A 17,646-nucleotide genomic window follows, 5' to 3' on the forward strand; every position below is an offset into this window, starting at 1 on the left:
GATGAACGCCCCCGTCATTCCCATCCTGCCGGTCGGCAAGGCCCGTGCGCCACGCAGCTCCGGCCCCCGGCCGGTCCCGGCCCAGGCCCTGGCCGACGTTCGCGAGGCCCTGGGCCCTGACGCCGATCTGGGCCGCCGCGACCTGCTGATCGAGCATCTGCATGCCATCAACGACCGCCACCGCCAGCTGCGCAGCGACCACCTCGCCGCCCTGGCCGAGCTGATGCGCTTGTCGGTGACCGAGGTGCACGAGGTCGCGAGCTTCTATCACCACTTCGAGGTCGTGCGTCCCGGCGCCGACGGCCACTACCCGGTGGCTGCCGCGCTCACCGTGCGCGTCTGCGACGGCCTGGCCTGCGAGATGGCTGGCGCGCAGGAGCTGCTGGCCCGCTTGCCCGAGATCCTCGGCCGCGAGGTGCGCGTGATCGCCGCGCCCTGCATCGGCCGTTGCGAGCAGGCCCCGGCCGTGGCCGTGCACCAGCATCCCATCGCGAAGGCCACGGTCGAATCGGTGCAGGCGGCTGTGCAGGCGGGGGCCACCACCCACGAGCCCGCGCCCTACCAGGACCTGGCCGCCTACCGTGCCGCCGGCGGCTACACCTTGCTGGCCGAATGCCTGACGGGCGTGCGCGACGTCGAATCCGTCCTCCAGACCCTCGAACATTCCGGCCTGCGCGGCCTGGGCGGCGCGGGCTTCCCGGCCGGCCGCAAGTGGCGCATCGTGCGCGGCGCGCCCGGCCCGCGCCTGATGGCGGTCAACATCGACGAGGGCGAGCCCGGCACCTTCAAGGACCGGACCTACCTGGAGCAGCATCCGCACCTCTTCCTCGAAGGCCTGCTGATCGCCGCCTGGGCGGTCGGCATCGAGGCCTGCTACATCTACCTGCGCGACGAATACCACGGCTGCCGCGCCCTGCTCGAACGCGAACTGGCCGCGCTGAAGGCCGCGCCGCCGCTGCCGGAAGGCCATGCCCTGCCGGCGATCGAATTGCGCCGCGGGGCCGGGGCCTACATCTGCGGCGAAGAGTCCGCGATGATCGAATCCATCGAGGGCAAGCGCGGCATGCCGCGGCTGCGGCCGCCCTATGTGGCGCAGGTGGGCCTCTTCGGCCGGCCCACGCTGGAGCACAACTTCGAGACGCTCTACTGGGTGCCCACGCTGCTGCAGCGCGGCGCCGCGTGGTTTGCCGGCCAGGGCCGCCACGGCCGCAAGGGTCTGCGCAGCTTCTCGGTCAGCGGCCGGGTCGCGAAGCCCGGCGTGCACCTGGCGCCGGCCGGTATCACCCTGCAGGAGCTGGTCGACGAGTACTGCGGCGGCATGCTGCCCGGCCACACGCTCTACGCCTACCTGCCGGGCGGCGCCTCGGGCGGCATCCTGCCGGCCTCGATGGCCGACATCCCGCTGGACTTCGACACCCTGCAGCCGCACGGCTGCTTCATCGGCTCGGCCGCGGTGATGGTGCTGTCCGACCAGGACCGCGTGACCGATGCCGCACGCAATCTGATGGCCTTCTTCGAGCACGAGAGCTGCGGCCAGTGCACCCCCTGTCGCGCCGGCACGGCCAAGGTGCGCGAGCTGATCGCCCAGCCCGTCTGGGACCGCGAGCTGATCGCCGACCTGTCCCAGGTCATGCGCGACGCCTCCATCTGCGGCCTGGGCCAGGCCGCGCCCAACCCGGTGGACTGCGTCATCAAGTACTTCCCGCAGGAGCTGTCCGCATGAACGCCCGCACCCCCGACACCGTGCTGAGCGAAGCCCTGCCCACGGTCGAGTTCAGCCTGAACGGCCAGACCGTGCAGGCCAAGGAAGGCCAGACGATCTGGGCCGTCGCCCAGGCCCAGGGCGTGACCATCCCGCACCTCTGCCACAAGGAAGGCCTGGCCCCCGCCGGCAACTGCCGCGCCTGCGTGGTGGAGGTGGCGGGCGAACGCACCCTGGCCGCGTCCTGCTGCCGCGCCGTGGCGCCCGGCATGAAGGTCGAGACCGAGAGCCCGCGTGCGCTCAAGTCGCGCGCCCTGGTGCTGGAGCTGCTGCTCAGCGATGCCGGCGCCACGACCGATGTGCACACCCAGGCCTCCGAGCTGAGCGCCTGGGCCGCCAGGGTCGGCGTGACGGAAAGCCGCTTCCCGGCCCGCAACCCGCACTATGCGGCGCCCGACCTCAGCCACGCCGCCATCGCCGTGAACCTGGATGCCTGCATCCAGTGCACCCGCTGCCTGCGCGCCTGCCGCGACATCCAGGGCAATGACGTGATCGGCCTGGCCCTGCGCGGCCCGCACGCCAAGATCAGCTTCGATGCCGATGCGCCGCTGGGCGAATCGTCCTGCGTCGCCTGCGGCGAATGCGTGCAGGCCTGCCCCACCGGCGCGCTGATGCCGGCGCGCGGCGCCGGCCTGGCCACCATCACGAAGGAGGTCGATTCGGTCTGCCCCTTCTGCGGCGTCGGCTGCCAGCTGCGCCTGCACGTGGGCCCGGCCCAGGAGAGCGCGCCCGAGGGGCCGCAGAAGGTGCACTACGTGACCGGCCTGGACGGCCCGGCCAACCACGGCCGCCTGTGCGTGAAGGGCCGCTACGGTTTCGACTACATCCACCATCCGCGCCGCCTAAGCACCCCGCTGATCCGCCGCGAGGGCGTGAAGAAGGACCCGGCCGACATCGACCGCGTCAAGTCCGGCGAGGTGGCGCTGGAGGCCCTGTTCCGCCCCGCGAGCTGGGATGAGGCGCTGGACTTCGCCGCCGGCGGCCTGAAGGCGATCCGCGACGAGGCCCTGGCCGCCGGCCTGCGTGGCCGCGCCATCCCCCTGGCCGGCTTCGGCTCGGCCAAGGGCAGCAACGAGGAGGCCTACCTCTTCCAGAAGCTGGTCCGCCAGGGCTTCGCGACCAACAACGTCGACCACTGCACCCGGCTCTGCCACGCCAGTTCGGTGGCGGCGCTGCTGGAAGGCGTGGGCTCGGGCGCGGTCAGCAATCCGGTGGCCGATGTCGAGCAGGCCGGGCTGATCTTCCTGATCGGCGCCAACCCGGTGGTCAACCACCCGGTGGCCGCGACCTGGATCAAGAACGCGGTCGACCGCGGGGCCAAGCTGGTCATCGCCGATCCGCGCCGCAATGCCCTCAGCCGCCGCGCCACCTGGCACCTGGCCTTCCGCCCGGACACCGACGTGGCCCTGCTCAACGGCCTGCTGCACGTGATCATCGCCGAGGGCCTGGTCGACGCCGGCTTCATCGCCGAGCGCGTGCGCGGCTACGAGGCGCTGCAGGCCGCGGTGGCCGAAGCCACGCCCGAGCGCATGGCCGAGATCTGCGGCATCGATGCCGACACGATCCGCGCCGTGGCCCGCGCCTTCGCCACCAGCAAGGGCTCCATGATCCTGTGGGGCATGGGGGTCAGCCAGCATGTGCACGGCACCGACAACGCGCGCGGCCTGATCGCCCTCTCGATGATCACCGGCCAGATCGGCCGGCCCGGCACCGGCCTGCATCCCCTGCGCGGCCAGAACAATGTGCAGGGTGCCTCGGATGCGGGCCTGATCCCCATGATGCTGCCCAACTACCAGCGCGTGGCCGAAGCCGGCGTGCGCGCCAGCTTCGAGCAGCTCTGGGGCGAGGGCCTGCTGCCGCGGCTGGAGGCCGAGCCCGGCCTGACCGTGGTCGAGATCATGCATGCCGCCAGCGCGGGCAGGATCCGCGGCATCTACGTGGAGGGCGAGAACCCGGCGATGTCCGACCCGGATCTCAACCATGCGCGCGCGGCCCTGGCCAGCCTGCAGCACCTGGTGGTGCAGGACATCTTCGCGACCGAGACCGCCCTCCTGGCCGACGTGATCCTGCCCGCCTCGGCCCATGCCGAGAAGTGGGGCAGCTACACCAACACCGACCGCCTGATCCAGCCCGGCCGTCCGGCCACCCGGCCGCCCGGCGAGGCCCGCCAGGACCTCTGGGCCATCGAGCAGATCGGCCGCCGCCTGGGCCTGCCCTGGGCCTACTGGACCGCCGCCGATGGCGATGGCCAGGCCGCGGCCGAGGCCCCGGTGGCCCGCGTCTACGAGGAAATGCGCCAGGCCATGGAGCCGCTGGCCGGTGTGCCATGGAGCCGTCTGGTGCGCGAGAACGCGGTCATGACCCCGGCCGCGCGCGAGGATGCGCCCGGCGAGGCCATCGTCTTCATCGACCGCTTCCCGACCGACGACGGCCGGGCCCACCTGGTGCCCACCACCTTCGCCGCCGGCCCCGAGACCCGCGACGCCGACTACCCCCTGGTGCTGACCACCGGCCGCGTGCTGGAGCACTGGCACACCGGCGCGATGACCCGCCACGCCAGCATGCTGGAGGCCATCGCCCCGGCGCCGCTGGTGCAGATGCACCCGCTGGATGCCGAGCCGCTGGGCATCGCCGACGGCGCAGCCATCCGCATGGCCACCCGCCACGGCGAGGTGCAGGCCGTGGCCGTGCTCACGCCCGAGGTGCAGCGCGGCCAGGTCTTCATGGCCTTCGCCTACTGGGAGGCCGCCGCCAACCGCCTGACCGGCGACGCGCTGGATGCCGTCGCCAAGATCCCGGGCTTCAAGGTGACGGCGGTGCAGGTGCAGCCGGTGGCGGCTGCCCGCTGAACCCGGGGCCGGGGTGGGTGGGCCGCACGCGCCCGTCCGCCCCCGGGCAAACCCCTGAAGACGACATCTGCGCGGGCTGCGCGGCTCAAGTCTGCCGATGGTCCGGTCGATGAGCCGCCTACGCTTCACGCGTCCCCGTCCCCCTGCGGCCGATGCGTTCCGGGGGGGCAGGTCCGTCGTCTTCACCATCCGGACTGCCGCCGCGGCAGGGGGAGCCCCGCCATGTTTCATCTGCATCACTACCGCCTGACCGTCCGCATCGGTTCGGGCTTCCTGATCCTGACCCTGCTTTTCGCCCTGCTCGGCGGCCTGGGCCTGCTGGCCCTCGGCCGCATGGAGGCGGCCTTGCTGGCCGGCCAGACGGCCGCGGGCGTCGAGCTGGCCGCCACGCTGCGGCCGCTGATCGCGGGCGTGCTGGCGCTGGCCATGCTGACCGCCCTGGGCATGGCCTGGGCGACCCATGTCAGCTTCAGCCGTCCGGTGGAGCGGGTGGTGCAGGTCGTCAGCCGCATCGCCGGCGGCGACCTGGCCAGCCGCATCGAGGCCCAGGGCCGCGACGAGTTCGCCTGGCTCAACCACGAGTTGAACGCGATGCGCAAGAAACTGCAGCAGGCGCTCAGCGAGGTGCGCAGCTCCGCCGAGCAGGTCGAGGCCGCGTCCAGCGAGATCGCCTCGGGCAACAACGACCTCTCGGCCCGCACCGAGACCCAGGCCGGCAGCCTGCAGCAGACCGCCAGCTCGATGATGCAGCTCACCGGCACCGTCAAGCAGAACGCCGACAGCGCCCGCCAGGCCAATGAGCTGGTGATGGCCGCCAGCGACGTGGCCAGCCGCGGCGGCCAGGTCATGAGCCAGGTCGTCGCCACCATGCAGGCCATCAATGGCAGCGCGCAGAAGATCAACGACATCATCGGCGTGATCGACGGCATCGCCTTCCAGACCAACATCCTGGCGCTCAACGCCGCGGTGGAGGCGGCCCGGGCCGGCGAGCAGGGCCGTGGCTTCGCGGTTGTCGCTGGCGAGGTGCGCAACCTGGCCCAGCGCAGCGCGCAGGCGGCCAAGGAGATCAAGACCCTGATCGGCGACTCGGTCGACCGCGCCAGCGACGGCGCCCGCCAGGTCGACGAGGCCGGCGCGACCATGCAGGAGATCCTGCGCAGCGTGCAGAAGGTCACCGCGATCATGGGCGAGATCCGCCATGCCAGCGAGGAGCAGTCGGCCGGCATCCAGCAGATCAACCAGGCCATCGACCAGATGGACGGCGTGACCCAGCAGAACGCCGCGCTGGTCGAGCAGGCCGCGGCGGCCGCCGGCTCCCTGCGCGAGCAGGCCCAGAAGCTCACCGGCACCGTCGCCGTCTTCCGCCTGGCGGCCTGAGCGGCCCGTCCCGGGGGACAGGACCCGGGGCATTGGCCCCAGGGCTGGGGTAAATGCCCCAGCCGACTCCCCCGGCGCGACCCGCGGACAGCGCGGCCGCCGCCCGGTCGGCGGGGCCGGTCCCCTGGGCGCCCGCCGCGGCCCTGGGCCGATGCCGCAGCCGGGGGCGGCCCGGGCCGTGCGCCTGCATCTTGCGACATCGGGGCATCCCGTCCCGGAGTCCATCATGCCCCTGATCCTTTCCAAGACGCCCGCACGCGCCGGCCGACGCGTCCAGCCCCTGCCGGGCCGCGCCCTGCTCGCCGCCCTGGGCCTGAGCCTGGCGGCCCTGGCCCTGCAGGTCCAGGCAGCGCCGATCGCCAGCCTCTCGGCCACCAGCGACTGCCCGGCCCTGGCTGCGGGCTGCAACCTGTCGACCATCGACGAGATTCCCTTCGGCAGCCTGATCATCCAGGCGCCGGGCAGCCCCGGCGACCGCAATCTGGACGTGTTCGCCCTCGACCTGGACCTCTCGCTGAGCGCCACGCCCGATGCCCAGGCCCTGATCGACAGCGACCAGGCCAACTTCACCGTCTCGATCTCGGCCGCGCTGCAGACGACCGACCCGATGGCCCCCGAGACCTACTTCAGCAGCTTCGCCTACACCGTGTCCGCCTTCCCCGGCGCCCCGGCCTTCACCTCGGCCAATGTCTTCACCGTGGCCACCCAGGGCAGCACCGTGCAGACCGATTTCGTCGACCTGGCGCCGCTGGGCACGCTCAGCCTGCCGCTGCGCATCGAGCTGCCGGCCCTGTTCGGCCAGCTCGCCGGGACCGACTACCAGGTCGATGCCTCGGTCTTCGTCCAGTCGGCCACGCCCGGCCTGAGCCTGACGGCCAAGCTGGCCCTGCTGGGCTTCCAGGCACCTGCCGCGCCGGTGCCCGAGCCGGGCCGCTGGGCCCTGATGCTGCTGGGCCTGGTCGCGCTGATGGCCGTCCCGAAGCGGGCGGCGCTGCGCCGCACAATCGACGGTTTCCGGACCGCCGAGGAGCCCGCATGCTCTATGTCTTCAAATCCGCCGCGACCGCTGACCTGCGGATGACCCAGGCCCATGGCGAGGGGGTGCTGCGCGCCCTAGGCCGCGAGCCCGCTCCCCAGGGCATCGTGCTGCCCGAGCAGGTGCCGGCGGCCCTGGCGGCGCTGGATGCCGCGATCCTCGGCGAGGAAGCCGCCTTCGCCGCGCTGGAAGACGCGGCCCGGGCCGAGGACAGGCCGCTGCCGACACGCCCCGCGGTCATGCTGCGCCAGCGCGCCTGGCCGCTGCGCCAGGCGCTCGAACGGGCCGCCGCGGCGGGCAAGCCGCTGGTGTGGGGGGTCTGAGCATGAGCGCCCGTGAACGCTGCGAGACCGAGCGCAAGCCGCGCCCTCCGGTGCCTGGCGAGGCCTGCCGGGTGCTCGTCATCCGCCATGGCGAGACCGACTGGAATGTCGGCAACCGCATCCAGGGCCAGCTCGACATCGGTCTGAATGCACAGGGCCGCTGGCAGGCGGCCCGGCTGGCCGAGGCCCTGGCCGACGAGCCCCTCGACGCGATCTACGCCAGCGACCTGCAGCGTGCCTGGCACACGGCCGAGGCCCTGGCCGCCGTCGGCCAGCCCCTGCCGCAGGCCGAGCCCGGCCTGCGCGAGCGCCATTTCGGCGTCTTTCAGGGCCTGGCCTGGGACGAGATCGCCCAGCAGCATCCCGAGGCGCACCGCCGCTGGAAGGCCCGCGACCCGGCCTTCGGCCCCCAGGACGGCGAGACCTTGAACAGCTTCTATGCGCGCGTGGTCGGCGTGGCCGAGCGCCTGCTGGCCCGGCACCCGGGACAGACCGTGGCCCTGGTGGCCCACGGCGGCGTGCTGGACTGCCTCTACCGCGCTGCCGCCCGGGTGGCGCTGGAGGCGCCACGCAGCTGGACCCTGCCCAACACCGGGGTCGGCCGCCTGCTGCACAGCCCGGAGGGCCTGGCCCTGGTCGGCTGGGCCGACACCCGCCACCTCGACGACCAGGTCGGCGCGGACGACGCGACGGTCGGCCCCGCGGCCTGAGGCCGCGCGGGCGGCGCCGGTCTCAGGCGCCGCCGCCCTCGGCGAACAGGCCACCGGTCGCGGCCGGCGGCGTCAGGCCCAGGTGGCGCCAGGCCGCGAGCGTGGCCACCCGGCCACGCGGCGTGCGCTGCAGATAGCCCTGCTGGATCAGGTAGGGCTCGATCACATCCTCGATCGTGCCGCTCTCCTCGCCGATGGCCGCGGCCACGTTGTCCAGGCCGACCGGCCCGCCGTCGAAGCGGTGGATCACTGCCTCCAGCAGCTTGCGGTCCATCAGGTCGAAGCCCTGCGGGTCCACGTCGAGCATGGCCAGGGCCTTGTCGGCCAGCGGCGCGTCGATCCGGCCGTCGCCCTTGACCTCGGCGTAGTCCCGCACCCGGCGCAGCAGGCGGTTGGCGATGCGCGGCGTGCCGCGGCTGCGGCGCGCGATCTCCTGCGCGCCAGCCGCATCGATCGGCGCATTCAGCAGGCCGGCCGAGCGGGTGACGATGCGCGCGAGCTCCTTGGGCGTGTAGAACTCCAGCCGCGCGACGATGCCGAAGCGGTCGCGCAGCGGGTTGGTCAGCATGCCGGCGCGGGTGGTGGCGCCCACCAGGGTGAAGGGCTGCAGGTCGAGCTTGATGCTGCGTGCGGCCGGGCCCTCGCCGATCATGATGTCGATCTGGTAGTCCTCCAGCGCCGGGTAGAGGATTTCCTCGACCACCGGGCTCAGGCGGTGGATTTCGTCGATGAACAGGACGTCGTTGGCCTCCAGATTGGTCAGGATGGCCGCCAGGTCCTTGGGCTTCTCGAGCACCGGGCCGCTGGTCTGGCGCAGCTTCACCCCCAGCTCGGCCGCGATGATGTGGCTCAGCGTGGTCTTGCCCAGGCCCGGGGGGCCGAACAGCAGCACATGGTCCAGGGCCTCGCCGCGCTTGCGGGCGGCGTCGATGAAGATCTCCAGCTGCTCGCGGGCCTTGGCCTGGCCCACATAGTCCTGAAGCAGGCGCGGGCGCAGCGCGCGCTCCAGCGCTTCCTCCTGCCGCGAGGCCGGGGCCGGCGTGATCAGGCGCCCGGCCGGGGCCGGCGCAAAGTCGTCGGTGTGGATGCTCACGAGGGTTCCGGGTGGCGAGACTGCAGTGTCTCAGGGCCGCAGCGCATGCACGCCGCCCTGCCAGCGCAGCAGCACGGCGCCGGGCTCGATGCGCTCGATGCGCACGCCTTCGGCCACCGGCTCGCCTTCGTGCCGGATCTGGCCGTTGACGATCAGCAGGCGGCTGGCCGGATCCTCCGCATGCACCACGCCATCGATGCGCTGGCCCTGCAGGGCCGCCTGCAGGCCGGCGGGCTGCTCGCGCAAGGGCCGGGGGACCGGGCTCGGGGCGGGGGCGCTGTCGGCCACCGGGGCCGGCGGCACGGCGGCACGGGCCCCCGGGCGGGCGGCCGGTTCGTCCGCTTCAGCACCCCGGGGGCGGGAGGCGGGCGGGCGCGGACTCGGTCGGTTGGCCAGCCGGGGCGGGGCATCGGCCACCTCGCCGGGGGGCCGGATGGGGGGGGCGGCGCGCGGCACGGCTGGCGGTGGCGCGGGGGGCAGCTCGAAGGGCAGGGCCTGGAAGCCGACGCCGGCCCCGGCCACGGTGCCGGGCGGGCGGGCGGGCGGCTCGAGGGTTTCCGCTGGGGCGGGCCGGGCCACGCCGGGCGACGGGGCTGGCGGCGGCGGGGACGCGGCCTGCTGCGGGGCGGGGCTCGGCGCGGGCCAGAGGGCCCAGGCGAGCGCACCGGCCAGCAGGGCACCGCCCAGACTGGCCAGCAGCAGAAGGGGGCGGCGCCCCCGCTCGTCCCCGGCCGCGGGCGGCGGGGCGAGGCGGGTCACGGCCTCTCGGCTGGGGGCCTGGCCGCGCTGGCGTTCGGCATCGGCGCGGCGCAGGGCATCGAGGATGGTGGACATGTCGAGGGGCTCCGGCCTCAGGCGCCGGGGCGGCGGTCGAGCCGGGGCTCGGGGGCGCCCAGGGCGCGGTTCAGGTGCATCAGGGTCAGCGGGCCGACCAGGCCATCGACCGGCAGGCCGTGCTGGCGCTGGAAGGCGCGGATCCGCTCCCGCAGGCTGCTGCCCGCCGGCAGGCCGCCGCCCTGCGCAGGGCCCAGCCGGGCGAAGGCGCGCTCCAGCAAGGCTTCGTCGACCGCCCGGCCGGGCCCGCGGTAGCCTGGGGTCGGTCGCCACAGGGTCAGGAAGACCAGGCGGCCGGCCGAGGCCAGGCGGGGGGCGGGCAGGATGCGGGGACCGGCGGCATCCTCGACGTCGGCCCCGGCGGGCGACCAGCCGCGCAGCAGCACGGGCTGGCTGCTGCGGCCCTCGGCGTCGCGCCAGTCGAGCAGGCCCGGTCGGTCCAGGCGGCGCAGGGTGTCGGCCCGCAGTTCCAGGCGCTGGCAGCGCAGGCCGTGGGCGGCTGCGGCCTCGCAGGGCTCGGGTCCGACCAGGCTTTTGGCAGGCAGACCCCAGCGCCGGGCGAGGGCGGCCCACAGCGCATCTTGGGGCGACACCGCGGCGGGGGCGGAGGCCGCCCTGGCGGCTGCGCTCGCTTCGCCGGGCGCGGCGGCCGGGGCCGAATCGGGGGCCTGCGGCGCCGAGGTCCCCGCCGGGGTGGTGGGAGCCTCGCGGGCGGCAACGGGCGGGGGCGGGGCGGCCACGGGGGCGGCGACAGGGTCGGCCGGCCCGAAGCTGCGGCCCAGGCCCCAGCCCAGGGCCAGCGTCAGCAGCAGGCCGAGCCCGGTGAGCAGCCGCCGCCGGCTCGGGCGGCGTGCGGGGCGGGCCAGCGCCTCCTCGGCCGCTTGCGCCACGGTCCGACGATCGACCCGCGACCGGTCCGCCGCGTAGGCGGCCAGCAGCGCGCGGTCGGCCAGCAGGTTGATGCGGCGTGGCACGCCGCCACTGCGGCGGTGGATCAGCCGCAGGGCCTCGGCGTCGAAGGGGCTGCCGCCGCGTGCGCCGGCGATGGCCAGGCGGTGGGCGATGTAGTGCCGCGTCTCGGCCTCGGTCAGCGGGCCGAGGTGGTAGCGGGCGATCACGCGCTGCGCGAGCTGCTCCAGCTCGGGCCGCGCCAGCAGCTCGCGCAGCTCGGGCTGGCCGATCAGCACGATCTGCAGGAGCTTGCGTTCGCGCGTCTCCAGATTGGTGAGCAGCCGCAGCTGTTCCAGCACCGCGGCGTCGAGGTTCTGGGCCTCGTCGATCACCAGCACGGCCTGGCGGCCGGCGGCATGGCCTTCGAGCAGGAAGGCATTCAGCGGGTCGACGCAGCCCTTGACCGTGGCCTCGCCCGCGGGCGGATGCGGCAGGCCGAATTCCTCGCAGACCGTGGTCAGCAGTTCGACGACGCTGAGCTTGGGGTTGAAGATGTAGGCGACCCGGCAGTGCGCCGGCATCTGTTCGAGGAAGGCGCGGCAGACGGTGGTCTTGCCCGCGCCGATCTCCCCGCTGAGCAGCACGACGCCGCCGCCGCTGTCCAGGCCGTAGAGCAGGTGGGCCAGGGCCTCGCGGTGGTGGTCGCTGAGGTAGAGGAAGCGCGGATCGGGGGCGATCGAGAAGGGCGGGTGCTCAAGCCCGAAATGGCGCGCGTACATGGGCCCGAGCATAGCGAGCCCGCGCGACTCAGCCCGCCGGGCCCTCGCCGGCCTCAGGGCCCTTGCCGGCGGCCGGCCGCGGCGGCTTGGGCCGGGGCGGCTTGCTGGTGTGCAGCAGCTGGGTGGCCTTGGCCATGTCCCCCCCGAGCAGGGCCGGCAGGGCCAGGGTCGCGCGGATCACCGAGGCTTCGATGGCCTCGCGCTGCGGCGAGGGCGGCTTGCCGAGCACATAGCCCGCCACCGCGGCCTTGTCGCCGGGGTGGCCGATGCCGATGCGCAGCCGCCAGTAGTCGCCCGTGCCCAGCTGGGCGTGGAGGTCGCGCAGGCCGTTGTGCCCGGCATGGCCGCCGCCGAACTTGAGCTTGAGCTCGCCGGGCGGCAGGTCCAGCTCGTCGTGGGCCACCAGGATCTCGGCCGGGGCGATCTTGAAGAAGCGAGCCAGCGCGCCGACCGACTTGCCCGAGAGGTTCATGAAGGTCATCGGCGCGAGCAGCCAGACCGGGCCTTCGAGGCCCGGCAGCGGCCGGGCCACCCGCGCGACATTGCCGAAGTAGCCGCGCTCGGGCACCAAGTGGGCCTTGAGCTCGCGCGCCACCGCGTCCAGCCACCAGAAGCCGGCGTTGTGGCGGGTGGCCTCGTACTCGGGGCCGGGGTTGCCCAGGCCGACCAGCAGGCGGATCGTCATCGGAGGACCTTTCAGGGGAGGGCGGTGGGCCGCAAAGCAAGAAGCCCCGGCGGGCCGGGGCTTCTGGTGGGGCGAAGGATCGCAAGGGCCCGCAGGCCGCTGTCGATTACTTCTTGCCCTTCTTCTTCTCCGGGGCCGGGGCGGCGGCCACGACGATGACTTCCTCGACCGGCTCGACCACCGACAGGATCGGGGGGTTCTTCTTGCCGTGGGTCAGGACCTTGGCATCGGCCGGCAGCTTGACGTCCTCGACGTGCAGGGTCTGGCCCTTGACCACGTTCGACACATCGACTTCCAGGAACTCGGGCAGCTTCTCGGCCAGGCACTCGATCTGGAGCTCGTGGACGATGGGGTTCAGCGTGCACTTGTCCAGCTTCACGGCCGGCGAGTTCTCGCCACCGACGAAGTGCAGCGGCACCTTCTTCTTGAGGCGGGTGGTCGCATCGACGCGCTGGAAGTCCACGTGCAGGATCAGCGGCTTGAAGGGGTGGTACTGCACGTTGCGCAGCAGCACCTTGGTGGTGGCGCCGGCCAGTTCCATGTCCAGGATGGACGAGTGGAAGGATTCCCTCTTCAGCGCGTGGAACAGCGCGTTGTGGTCCAGCTCGATGGTGGCGGGCTCGCCGGCACCGTAGACGATGCCGGGGGTGCGGCCGGTGTTGCGCAGGCGGCGGCTCGCTCCGGTCCCCTGCTTCTCGCGCGCGAAGGCAACGAAGTTCATGGTGATGCTCCAGTGTGGAAGGGGGCCCGCGACCAGGTCCCCCGGGTGATGCGACGGCGCGGCAGGCTGCCGTGCCGTCGCGGATGCAGCCGGATCAGAAGTTGTTGTTCTGTTCCGAGAAAAGGGAGGTCACCGACTCGCCGTCGGTGATGCGGCGGATGGTCTCGGCGAAGAGGAAGGCCACCGAGAGCTGGCGGATCTTGGTCGTGCCCAGGGCCTCGGGACGCAGCGGGATGGTGTTGGTGATCACCACCTCGTCGAGCTGCGACCCCTTGATGCGCTCGATGGCCGCGCCCGAGAAGACCGGGTGCGTGCAATAGGCCAGCACGCTCTTGGCGCCACGGCTCTTCAGCACCTCGGCGGCCTTCACCAGCGTGCCGGCCGTGTCGATCATGTCGTCCATGATCACGCAGTTGCGGCCCTGGATGTCACCGATCACATGCATGACTTCGGACACATTGGCGGCCGGCCGGCGCTTGTCGATGATGGCGAGATCGGTTTCGAGCTGCTTGGCCAGCGCACGGGCACGCACCACGCCGCCGACGTCCGGCGAGACGACGATCAGGTTCTCGTACTGCCGGCTGCGCAGGTCGGACAGCAGGACCGGCGAGGCGTAGATGTTGTCGACGGGGATGTCGAAGAAGCCCTGGATCTGGTCGGCGTGCAGGTCCATCGTCAGCACGCGGTTCACGCCGACGACTTCGAGCATGTTGGCGACGACCTTCGCGCTGATCGGCACGCGGGTCGAGCGCGGGCGCCGATCCTGGCGAGCGTAGCCGTAGTAGGGAATCACCGCGGTGATCCGGCCCGCCGAGGCGCGCTTGAGCGCATCGACCATGATGCAAAGCTCCATCAGGTGCTCATTGGTCGGCGCGCAGGTGGGCTGCACGACGAAGACCTCGCGGCCACGCACGTTCTGCTGGATCTCGACCGTGACTTCGCCGTCGGAGAAATGGCCGACCGCCGCCCGGCCCAGCTCCAGGCCCAGGTGGCGAGCGATCTCCTGCGCGAGCGCCGGATTCGCGTTGCCGGTGAAGATCACGGTGTTCGAGAGCATCGCTTCTCCGATCGGTGCGGGTGAGACCACATCTAGGCCCTCAGCAACGACAAAGCGCCCCGAAGGGCGCCGTGTCGGATGAACTCTGGCAGGGGAGGAAGGACTCGAACCCTCGCATGTCGGAATCAAAATCCGATGCCTTGACCAACTTGGCGACTCCCCTACACCGGTCCGCGCTTGCGCGTGAACCTGAAACTGTCGCCGGCCTGGAACCTGTCCCGTGCGACCGGCGGCTTACACCGCGAAGTCGGACAAGGGATGACGCTCCAGTCCCCGGCCCAGCCACCCTGTCCACCCCTCCGGCAGCGATCTGAGCTGCTGCCGGGCCTGGATTGCCTGGGCTTCTGAACCGATTTCCGCAAACACCGCGCTGCCTGAACCTGTCATGCGGCTGTGATCACCGCACCGGGCTGCAAGCGCCACGGCTTCCTGCACTTGAGGGCTGTAGGCCGTCGCCGGCTGCTGCAGATCGTTGTGCTTGAACCCGTCGGGGTCTGCAAGAAAGTCCAAGAGTGTAGCCGGTTTCGTGTCTCGGCCCAAGAGGGGGCTCGCAAAAATTGCGGCGGTCGGCACGGCGATGGGGGGTTTAAGCAACAGCCAGCGCTGGGGTCGCAGGTCGACCGGCTGCAGCGCCTCACCAATGCCTTCGACCCAGGCGTTGCGGCCGCCGATGAAGAAGGGCACATCCGCGCCGAGTCCCAGGGCCAGCCTGGCCAGCCTTGCGCGCGGCCAGTGCAGGCCCCAGAGCTGGTTCAGGCCCAGCAGCACGGTGGCGGCATCGGAGCTGCCGCCACCGAGGCCGGCGCCCCAGGGCACGTGCTTCTCGATCGTGATGTCGACGCCGCGCCGCGTGCCGCTGGCCTGCTGCAGGGCCCGCGCGGCACGCAGGCAGAGGTCGTCGGCCGGGAGGGCCGGGCCGAGGTCATGGCGCTGCAGGCGGCCATCGTCGCGGGTCTCCAGATGCAGCAGGTCGCACCAGTCCACCAGTGCAAAGACCGACTGGAGCAGGTGGTAGCCGTCCTCGCGCCGGCCCGTCACGTGCAGGAACAGGTTGAGCTTGGCCGGAGCCGGGAGGTCCAGGAGGGTGCGCAGGCTCACGGGGCGGTGTCGGTGTCCAGCCGCACGCGCAGACGCAGCAGCGGCGGGTCGATGCGTTGCAGTTCGATCCGGCCCTCGGCCTGGCGGCTCAGGTCGATGCGCCAGCCCAGCTGCCGGAATCCGCCGGGCACCGGCTCGCTGAGGCCGAGCCGGCTCGGCCGGCCACGCAGCCAGTCGGGCAAGGCCTCCAGCGGCACCGACTCGCCCAGCGCATGCCGCGCGAGGTCGTCGAGGTCGTCGTAGTCGTGCTCGCCCTGGGCATCGCGCAGCCAGACACGGCCCGGTCGCCAGCGTGCCTCGGCCAGGCGGCTGCCCAGCGGGCTGTTCAGGATGAAGAGGCCCTGGTCCGAGCCGCCCTCCAGCGCAAAGCTGGCGCTCAGGGACTGAGGCGGCTCCCCTTCGCTGAGCAGCGCGAAGCGGCCGCTCAGGCTCTGCGGGGCGGTCAGCCGTGGCGGGCTCGCACAGCCGGCCAGGGCCGTGGCGGCCAGCAGGGCGAGCAGGCGCCGCCGGGGGCCATGGCCCCGCACATCGCGTCGGGGCCTCACAGGCGGATCTTCAGGCGCTGCAGGGTCTCCTGCAGCACTTCGTTGGCGGCATCGCGCTGCTGCACCTCCCGCCAGACGCGCGCGGCCTCGTCCTTCCTGCCCATCACCCACAGCACTTCACCCAGGTGGGCGCCGATCTCGGGATCGGGCCGCGAGGCGTAGGCCGTCTGCAGCGCTTCCAGCGCCTCCTGATGGCGGCCCATGCGGTAGGCCACCCAGCCCAGGCTGTCGAGCAGGTAGGGCTCGCCGGGGGCCAGTTCCAGCGCCCGCTGGATCAGGGCACGGGCCTCGGGCAGCCGCACATTGCGATCGGCCAGCGTGTAGCCCAGCGCGTTGTAGGCATGGTGATGCTGGGGTTGGAGCTGGATGACCTTGCGCAGCAGGACCTCCATCTCCTCGTAGCGCTGGCGCTTCTCCGCCAGCATGGCGCGCTCGTAGAGCACGTCGACATCGTTCGGGAACAGTTCCTCGGCCCCTTGCAGCACCGCGTCGGCCTGCCCCCAGCGCTTGGCCTCGCGCAGCAGGGTGGCCTCGGCCATCAGCTTGCCGCGAGCGGCCTCCGGCGTGTCGGCCGGCAGATCCTGGAGCAGCCGGCGTGCGCCGTCGACGTCGCCGCGCTGGGCCATCAGCGTCGCGCGCCGGCTCTGCAGCAGCAGGGCCGGCGCCTCCTCGATGCGGTCCAGCCAAGCCTCCGCGGCGCGGAGGTCGCCGCGCTTCTCGGCGGCCTGCGACAGCACCATCATGGCCTGGCTTCGCTGCCGGCGCAGCTCGCTCTGGGGATCGGGCCGGCCGTCGGGGCGGTCGGCGTCGTCGGCCTCGACGGTGTCCGGATGGCCGCTGGCAAGCGCCCCTGCGCGCTCGCTGCGAACGAGGAACTCCCCCAGCGTCTGCTCGGATTCCGTGTACTGGCGCAGCTCGAACTGCAGCGCACCCAGGGTCAGCCAGGCCTCGGTGAGGTCGGGCGCCTCACGGGTCACGGTCTGCAGCAGGCCCAGGGCTTCGCCATGACGTTCCTGGCCCGCGAGGCCGCGGGCGTAGATGAGCCGAACCGCGTTCAGGGTCGAGCCGCCGGCCGGGCCCTGGGCCTTGAGGTAGCGCTGCACCATCGGCTCGGCCACCGGCTGGGCCTTGCTCATCAGCTCGAGGGCCAGCAGCACGGCCGCCTCGCTCTGGGGTTGGACTTGCTGGGCCGATTGCAGGGCAGCCAGGCTCTCGTCGACCCGCTCGGCAGCCAGGCGAGCGCGAGCCAGCGCGACCCAGGCCGCGGCCGCGACGGCCGGATCGGCGTCCTTCTGATAAGGCGCGACGACGCGCTCGACCACCCCGACGATGGCCTCCGGCTTCGCACCGCGGCCGAGCGTGCGGGGCAGGGCGAGCAGGCCCCCGGCGCGGTCCGCCGGCGGGATCAGGCCCAGCAGGGTCTTCAGCGGCTCGACGGTGTCGCCCACCCGGTTCAGCGCAATCAGCAACTGCACCTCGTAGCGGAGTGCATCGAGCGACTTCGGCGCCGCAACCCGCCAGGCCTGGACGGCGCTGAGCGCCTGGTCGCCCGCCCGTGCTTCCACGGCGATGTCGGTGGCGCGGCGGAACAGGGCCTCCTCCTTGCTGCGCCGTGCGGCGTCGAGCAGCAGCTGGTAGGCCGCCCCGGGGTTCTGGGCCCGCAGCTCGAGCTCGCCGATCAGGATCAGGTGGAAGAGCTCGCCGCTGAGCGCCGAGTTCTGGGCGGTGGACGGCTTGGTGCTTGTGCCAGCCCAGGCCGGCATCAGCCCGGACGCGGCCCCCACCCCCAGCGTGGCACCGGCCATCAGCAAGGCAAGGACGGGACGGCGCAGCTTCTGCATGGGGACTCCAAGGGTTCCAAATCGATTCTAGGTGGGCCGGGATAA

At 72.7% G+C, this 17,646-nt stretch carries 14 protein-coding genes, 1 tRNA gene and 1 pseudogene; 6 read left to right on the forward strand and 10 right to left on the reverse strand.

What is annotated here, in order from left to right; genetic code table 11:
* Position 1: 1 nt before the first annotated feature.
* The 6 genes and pseudogenes from H4F90_RS08125 to H4F90_RS08150 all read left to right on the forward strand — a co-directional run bounded on the left by H4F90_RS08125 (position 2) and on the right by H4F90_RS08150 (position 8,057).
* A complete protein-coding gene (locus tag H4F90_RS08125) occupies positions 2-1,723 on the forward strand; it encodes an NADH-ubiquinone oxidoreductase-F iron-sulfur binding region domain-containing protein (protein ID WP_182663366.1) in 1,722 nt (573 codons plus the stop codon).
* Positions 1,720-4,611, forward strand: a complete 2,892-nt coding sequence (gene fdhF / locus H4F90_RS08130; RefSeq protein ID WP_182663368.1) for a formate dehydrogenase subunit alpha — start codon at positions 1,720-1,722, stop codon at positions 4,609-4,611. Before H4F90_RS08125 ends, fdhF begins: the two co-directional genes overlap by 4 nt.
* 471 nt (positions 4,612-5,082) lie before the next feature.
* A pseudogene (locus H4F90_RS08135) lies at positions 5,083-5,988 on the forward strand (methyl-accepting chemotaxis protein); the annotation flags it as partial.
* 226 nt (positions 5,989-6,214) lie between these two features.
* Entirely contained in the window at positions 6,215-7,069 is an 855-nt protein-coding gene (locus H4F90_RS08140; RefSeq protein WP_182663371.1) for a PEP-CTERM sorting domain-containing protein, read from the forward strand.
* Positions 7,066-7,347: a DUF1840 family protein gene (locus tag H4F90_RS08145; RefSeq protein WP_235972114.1), complete on the forward strand. Its 282-nt coding sequence runs from the start codon at positions 7,066-7,068 to the stop codon at positions 7,345-7,347. Before H4F90_RS08140 ends, H4F90_RS08145 begins: the two co-directional genes overlap by 4 nt.
* 2 nt (positions 7,348-7,349) lie before the next feature.
* The gene (locus tag H4F90_RS08150; protein WP_182663375.1) at positions 7,350-8,057 is read left to right on the forward strand and encodes a histidine phosphatase family protein; all 708 of its coding nucleotides are present in this window, start codon (positions 7,350-7,352) and stop codon (positions 8,055-8,057) included.
* Positions 8,058-8,079: 22 nt separating this feature from the next.
* Here the strand turns inward: H4F90_RS08150 and ruvB are convergent, their stop codons facing one another.
* The 10 genes from ruvB to H4F90_RS08200 all read right to left on the reverse strand — a co-directional run bounded on the left by ruvB (position 8,080) and on the right by H4F90_RS08200 (position 17,601).
* The gene (gene ruvB / locus H4F90_RS08155; protein ID WP_182663377.1) at positions 8,080-9,150 is read right to left on the reverse strand and encodes a Holliday junction branch migration DNA helicase RuvB; all 1,071 of its coding nucleotides are present in this window, start codon (positions 9,148-9,150) and stop codon (positions 8,080-8,082) included.
* A gap of 30 nt (positions 9,151-9,180) precedes the next feature.
* The gene (locus H4F90_RS08160) at positions 9,181-9,984 is read right to left on the reverse strand and encodes a general secretion pathway protein GspB (protein ID WP_182663379.1); all 804 of its coding nucleotides are present in this window, start codon (positions 9,982-9,984) and stop codon (positions 9,181-9,183) included.
* Positions 9,985-10,001: 17 nt separating this feature from the next.
* Positions 10,002-11,654, reverse strand: coding sequence for an ExeA family protein (locus H4F90_RS08165; protein ID WP_182663382.1), 1,653 nt, complete (start codon positions 11,652-11,654; stop codon positions 10,002-10,004).
* Between the two features lie 28 nt (positions 11,655-11,682).
* The gene (gene pth, locus H4F90_RS08170; RefSeq protein WP_182663385.1) at positions 11,683-12,339 is read right to left on the reverse strand and encodes an aminoacyl-tRNA hydrolase; all 657 of its coding nucleotides are present in this window, start codon (positions 12,337-12,339) and stop codon (positions 11,683-11,685) included.
* Between the two features lie 106 nt (positions 12,340-12,445).
* Complete coding sequence (locus tag H4F90_RS08175; protein WP_182663387.1) at positions 12,446-13,060, reverse strand: 50S ribosomal protein L25/general stress protein Ctc; 615 nt, start codon at positions 13,058-13,060, stop codon at positions 12,446-12,448.
* Positions 13,061-13,154: 94 nt separating this feature from the next.
* Positions 13,155-14,117 carry a ribose-phosphate pyrophosphokinase gene (locus H4F90_RS08180; protein ID WP_182663389.1) on the reverse strand — a complete coding sequence of 321 codons (963 nt, stop codon included), beginning with the start codon at positions 14,115-14,117 and terminating at the stop codon, positions 13,155-13,157.
* Between the two features lie 86 nt (positions 14,118-14,203).
* Positions 14,204-14,280, reverse strand: a tRNA-Gln gene (locus H4F90_RS08185).
* A 71-nt stretch (positions 14,281-14,351) separates the two neighbouring features.
* On the reverse strand, positions 14,352-15,209 hold the full coding sequence (ispE, locus tag H4F90_RS08190) for a 4-(cytidine 5'-diphospho)-2-C-methyl-D-erythritol kinase (RefSeq protein WP_220486124.1): 858 nt from the start codon (positions 15,207-15,209) through the stop codon (positions 14,352-14,354).
* 2 nt (positions 15,210-15,211) lie between these two features.
* A complete protein-coding gene (locus H4F90_RS08195) occupies positions 15,212-15,760 on the reverse strand; it encodes an outer membrane lipoprotein LolB (RefSeq protein ID WP_182663393.1) in 549 nt (182 codons plus the stop codon).
* A complete protein-coding gene (locus H4F90_RS08200) occupies positions 15,757-17,601 on the reverse strand; it encodes a tetratricopeptide repeat protein (protein ID WP_182663395.1) in 1,845 nt (614 codons plus the stop codon). Before H4F90_RS08200 ends, H4F90_RS08195 begins: the two co-directional genes overlap by 4 nt.
* Positions 17,602-17,646 lie beyond the last annotated feature (45 nt).

It is taken from the genome of Aquariibacter albus, assembly GCF_014145335.1.
In the GTDB taxonomy this organism is placed as follows: Bacteria; Pseudomonadota; Gammaproteobacteria; order Burkholderiales; family Burkholderiaceae_C; genus Aquariibacter; species Aquariibacter albus.

What these genes read in the sequence shown, in the direction of transcription:
- H4F90_RS08125 (WP_182663366.1), top strand. Translation starts at nt 2, where the DNA reads ATGAACGCCCCCGTCATTCCCATCCTGCCGGTCGGCAAGGCCCGTGCG.
- fdhF (WP_182663368.1), top strand. Translation starts at nt 1,720, where the DNA reads ATGAACGCCCGCACCCCCGACACCGTGCTGAGCGAAGCCCTGCCCACG.
- H4F90_RS08140 (WP_182663371.1), top strand. Translation starts at nt 6,215, where the DNA reads ATGCCCCTGATCCTTTCCAAGACGCCCGCACGCGCCGGCCGACGCGTC.
- H4F90_RS08145 (WP_235972114.1), top strand. Translation starts at nt 7,066, where the DNA reads ATGACCCAGGCCCATGGCGAGGGGGTGCTGCGCGCCCTAGGCCGCGAG.
- H4F90_RS08150 (WP_182663375.1), top strand. Translation starts at nt 7,350, where the DNA reads ATGAGCGCCCGTGAACGCTGCGAGACCGAGCGCAAGCCGCGCCCTCCG.
- H4F90_RS08160 (WP_182663379.1), bottom strand. Translation starts at nt 9,984, where the DNA reads ATGTCCACCATCCTCGATGCCCTGCGCCGCGCCGATGCCGAACGCCAG.
- H4F90_RS08165 (WP_182663382.1), bottom strand. Translation starts at nt 11,654, where the DNA reads ATGTACGCGCGCCATTTCGGGCTTGAGCACCCGCCCTTCTCGATCGCC.
- pth (WP_182663385.1), bottom strand. Translation starts at nt 12,339, where the DNA reads ATGACGATCCGCCTGCTGGTCGGCCTGGGCAACCCCGGCCCCGAGTAC.
- H4F90_RS08175 (WP_182663387.1), bottom strand. Translation starts at nt 13,060, where the DNA reads ATGAACTTCGTTGCCTTCGCGCGCGAGAAGCAGGGGACCGGAGCGAGC.
- H4F90_RS08180 (WP_182663389.1), bottom strand. Translation starts at nt 14,117, where the DNA reads ATGCTCTCGAACACCGTGATCTTCACCGGCAACGCGAATCCGGCGCTC.
- H4F90_RS08200 (WP_182663395.1), bottom strand. Translation starts at nt 17,601, where the DNA reads ATGCAGAAGCTGCGCCGTCCCGTCCTTGCCTTGCTGATGGCCGGTGCC.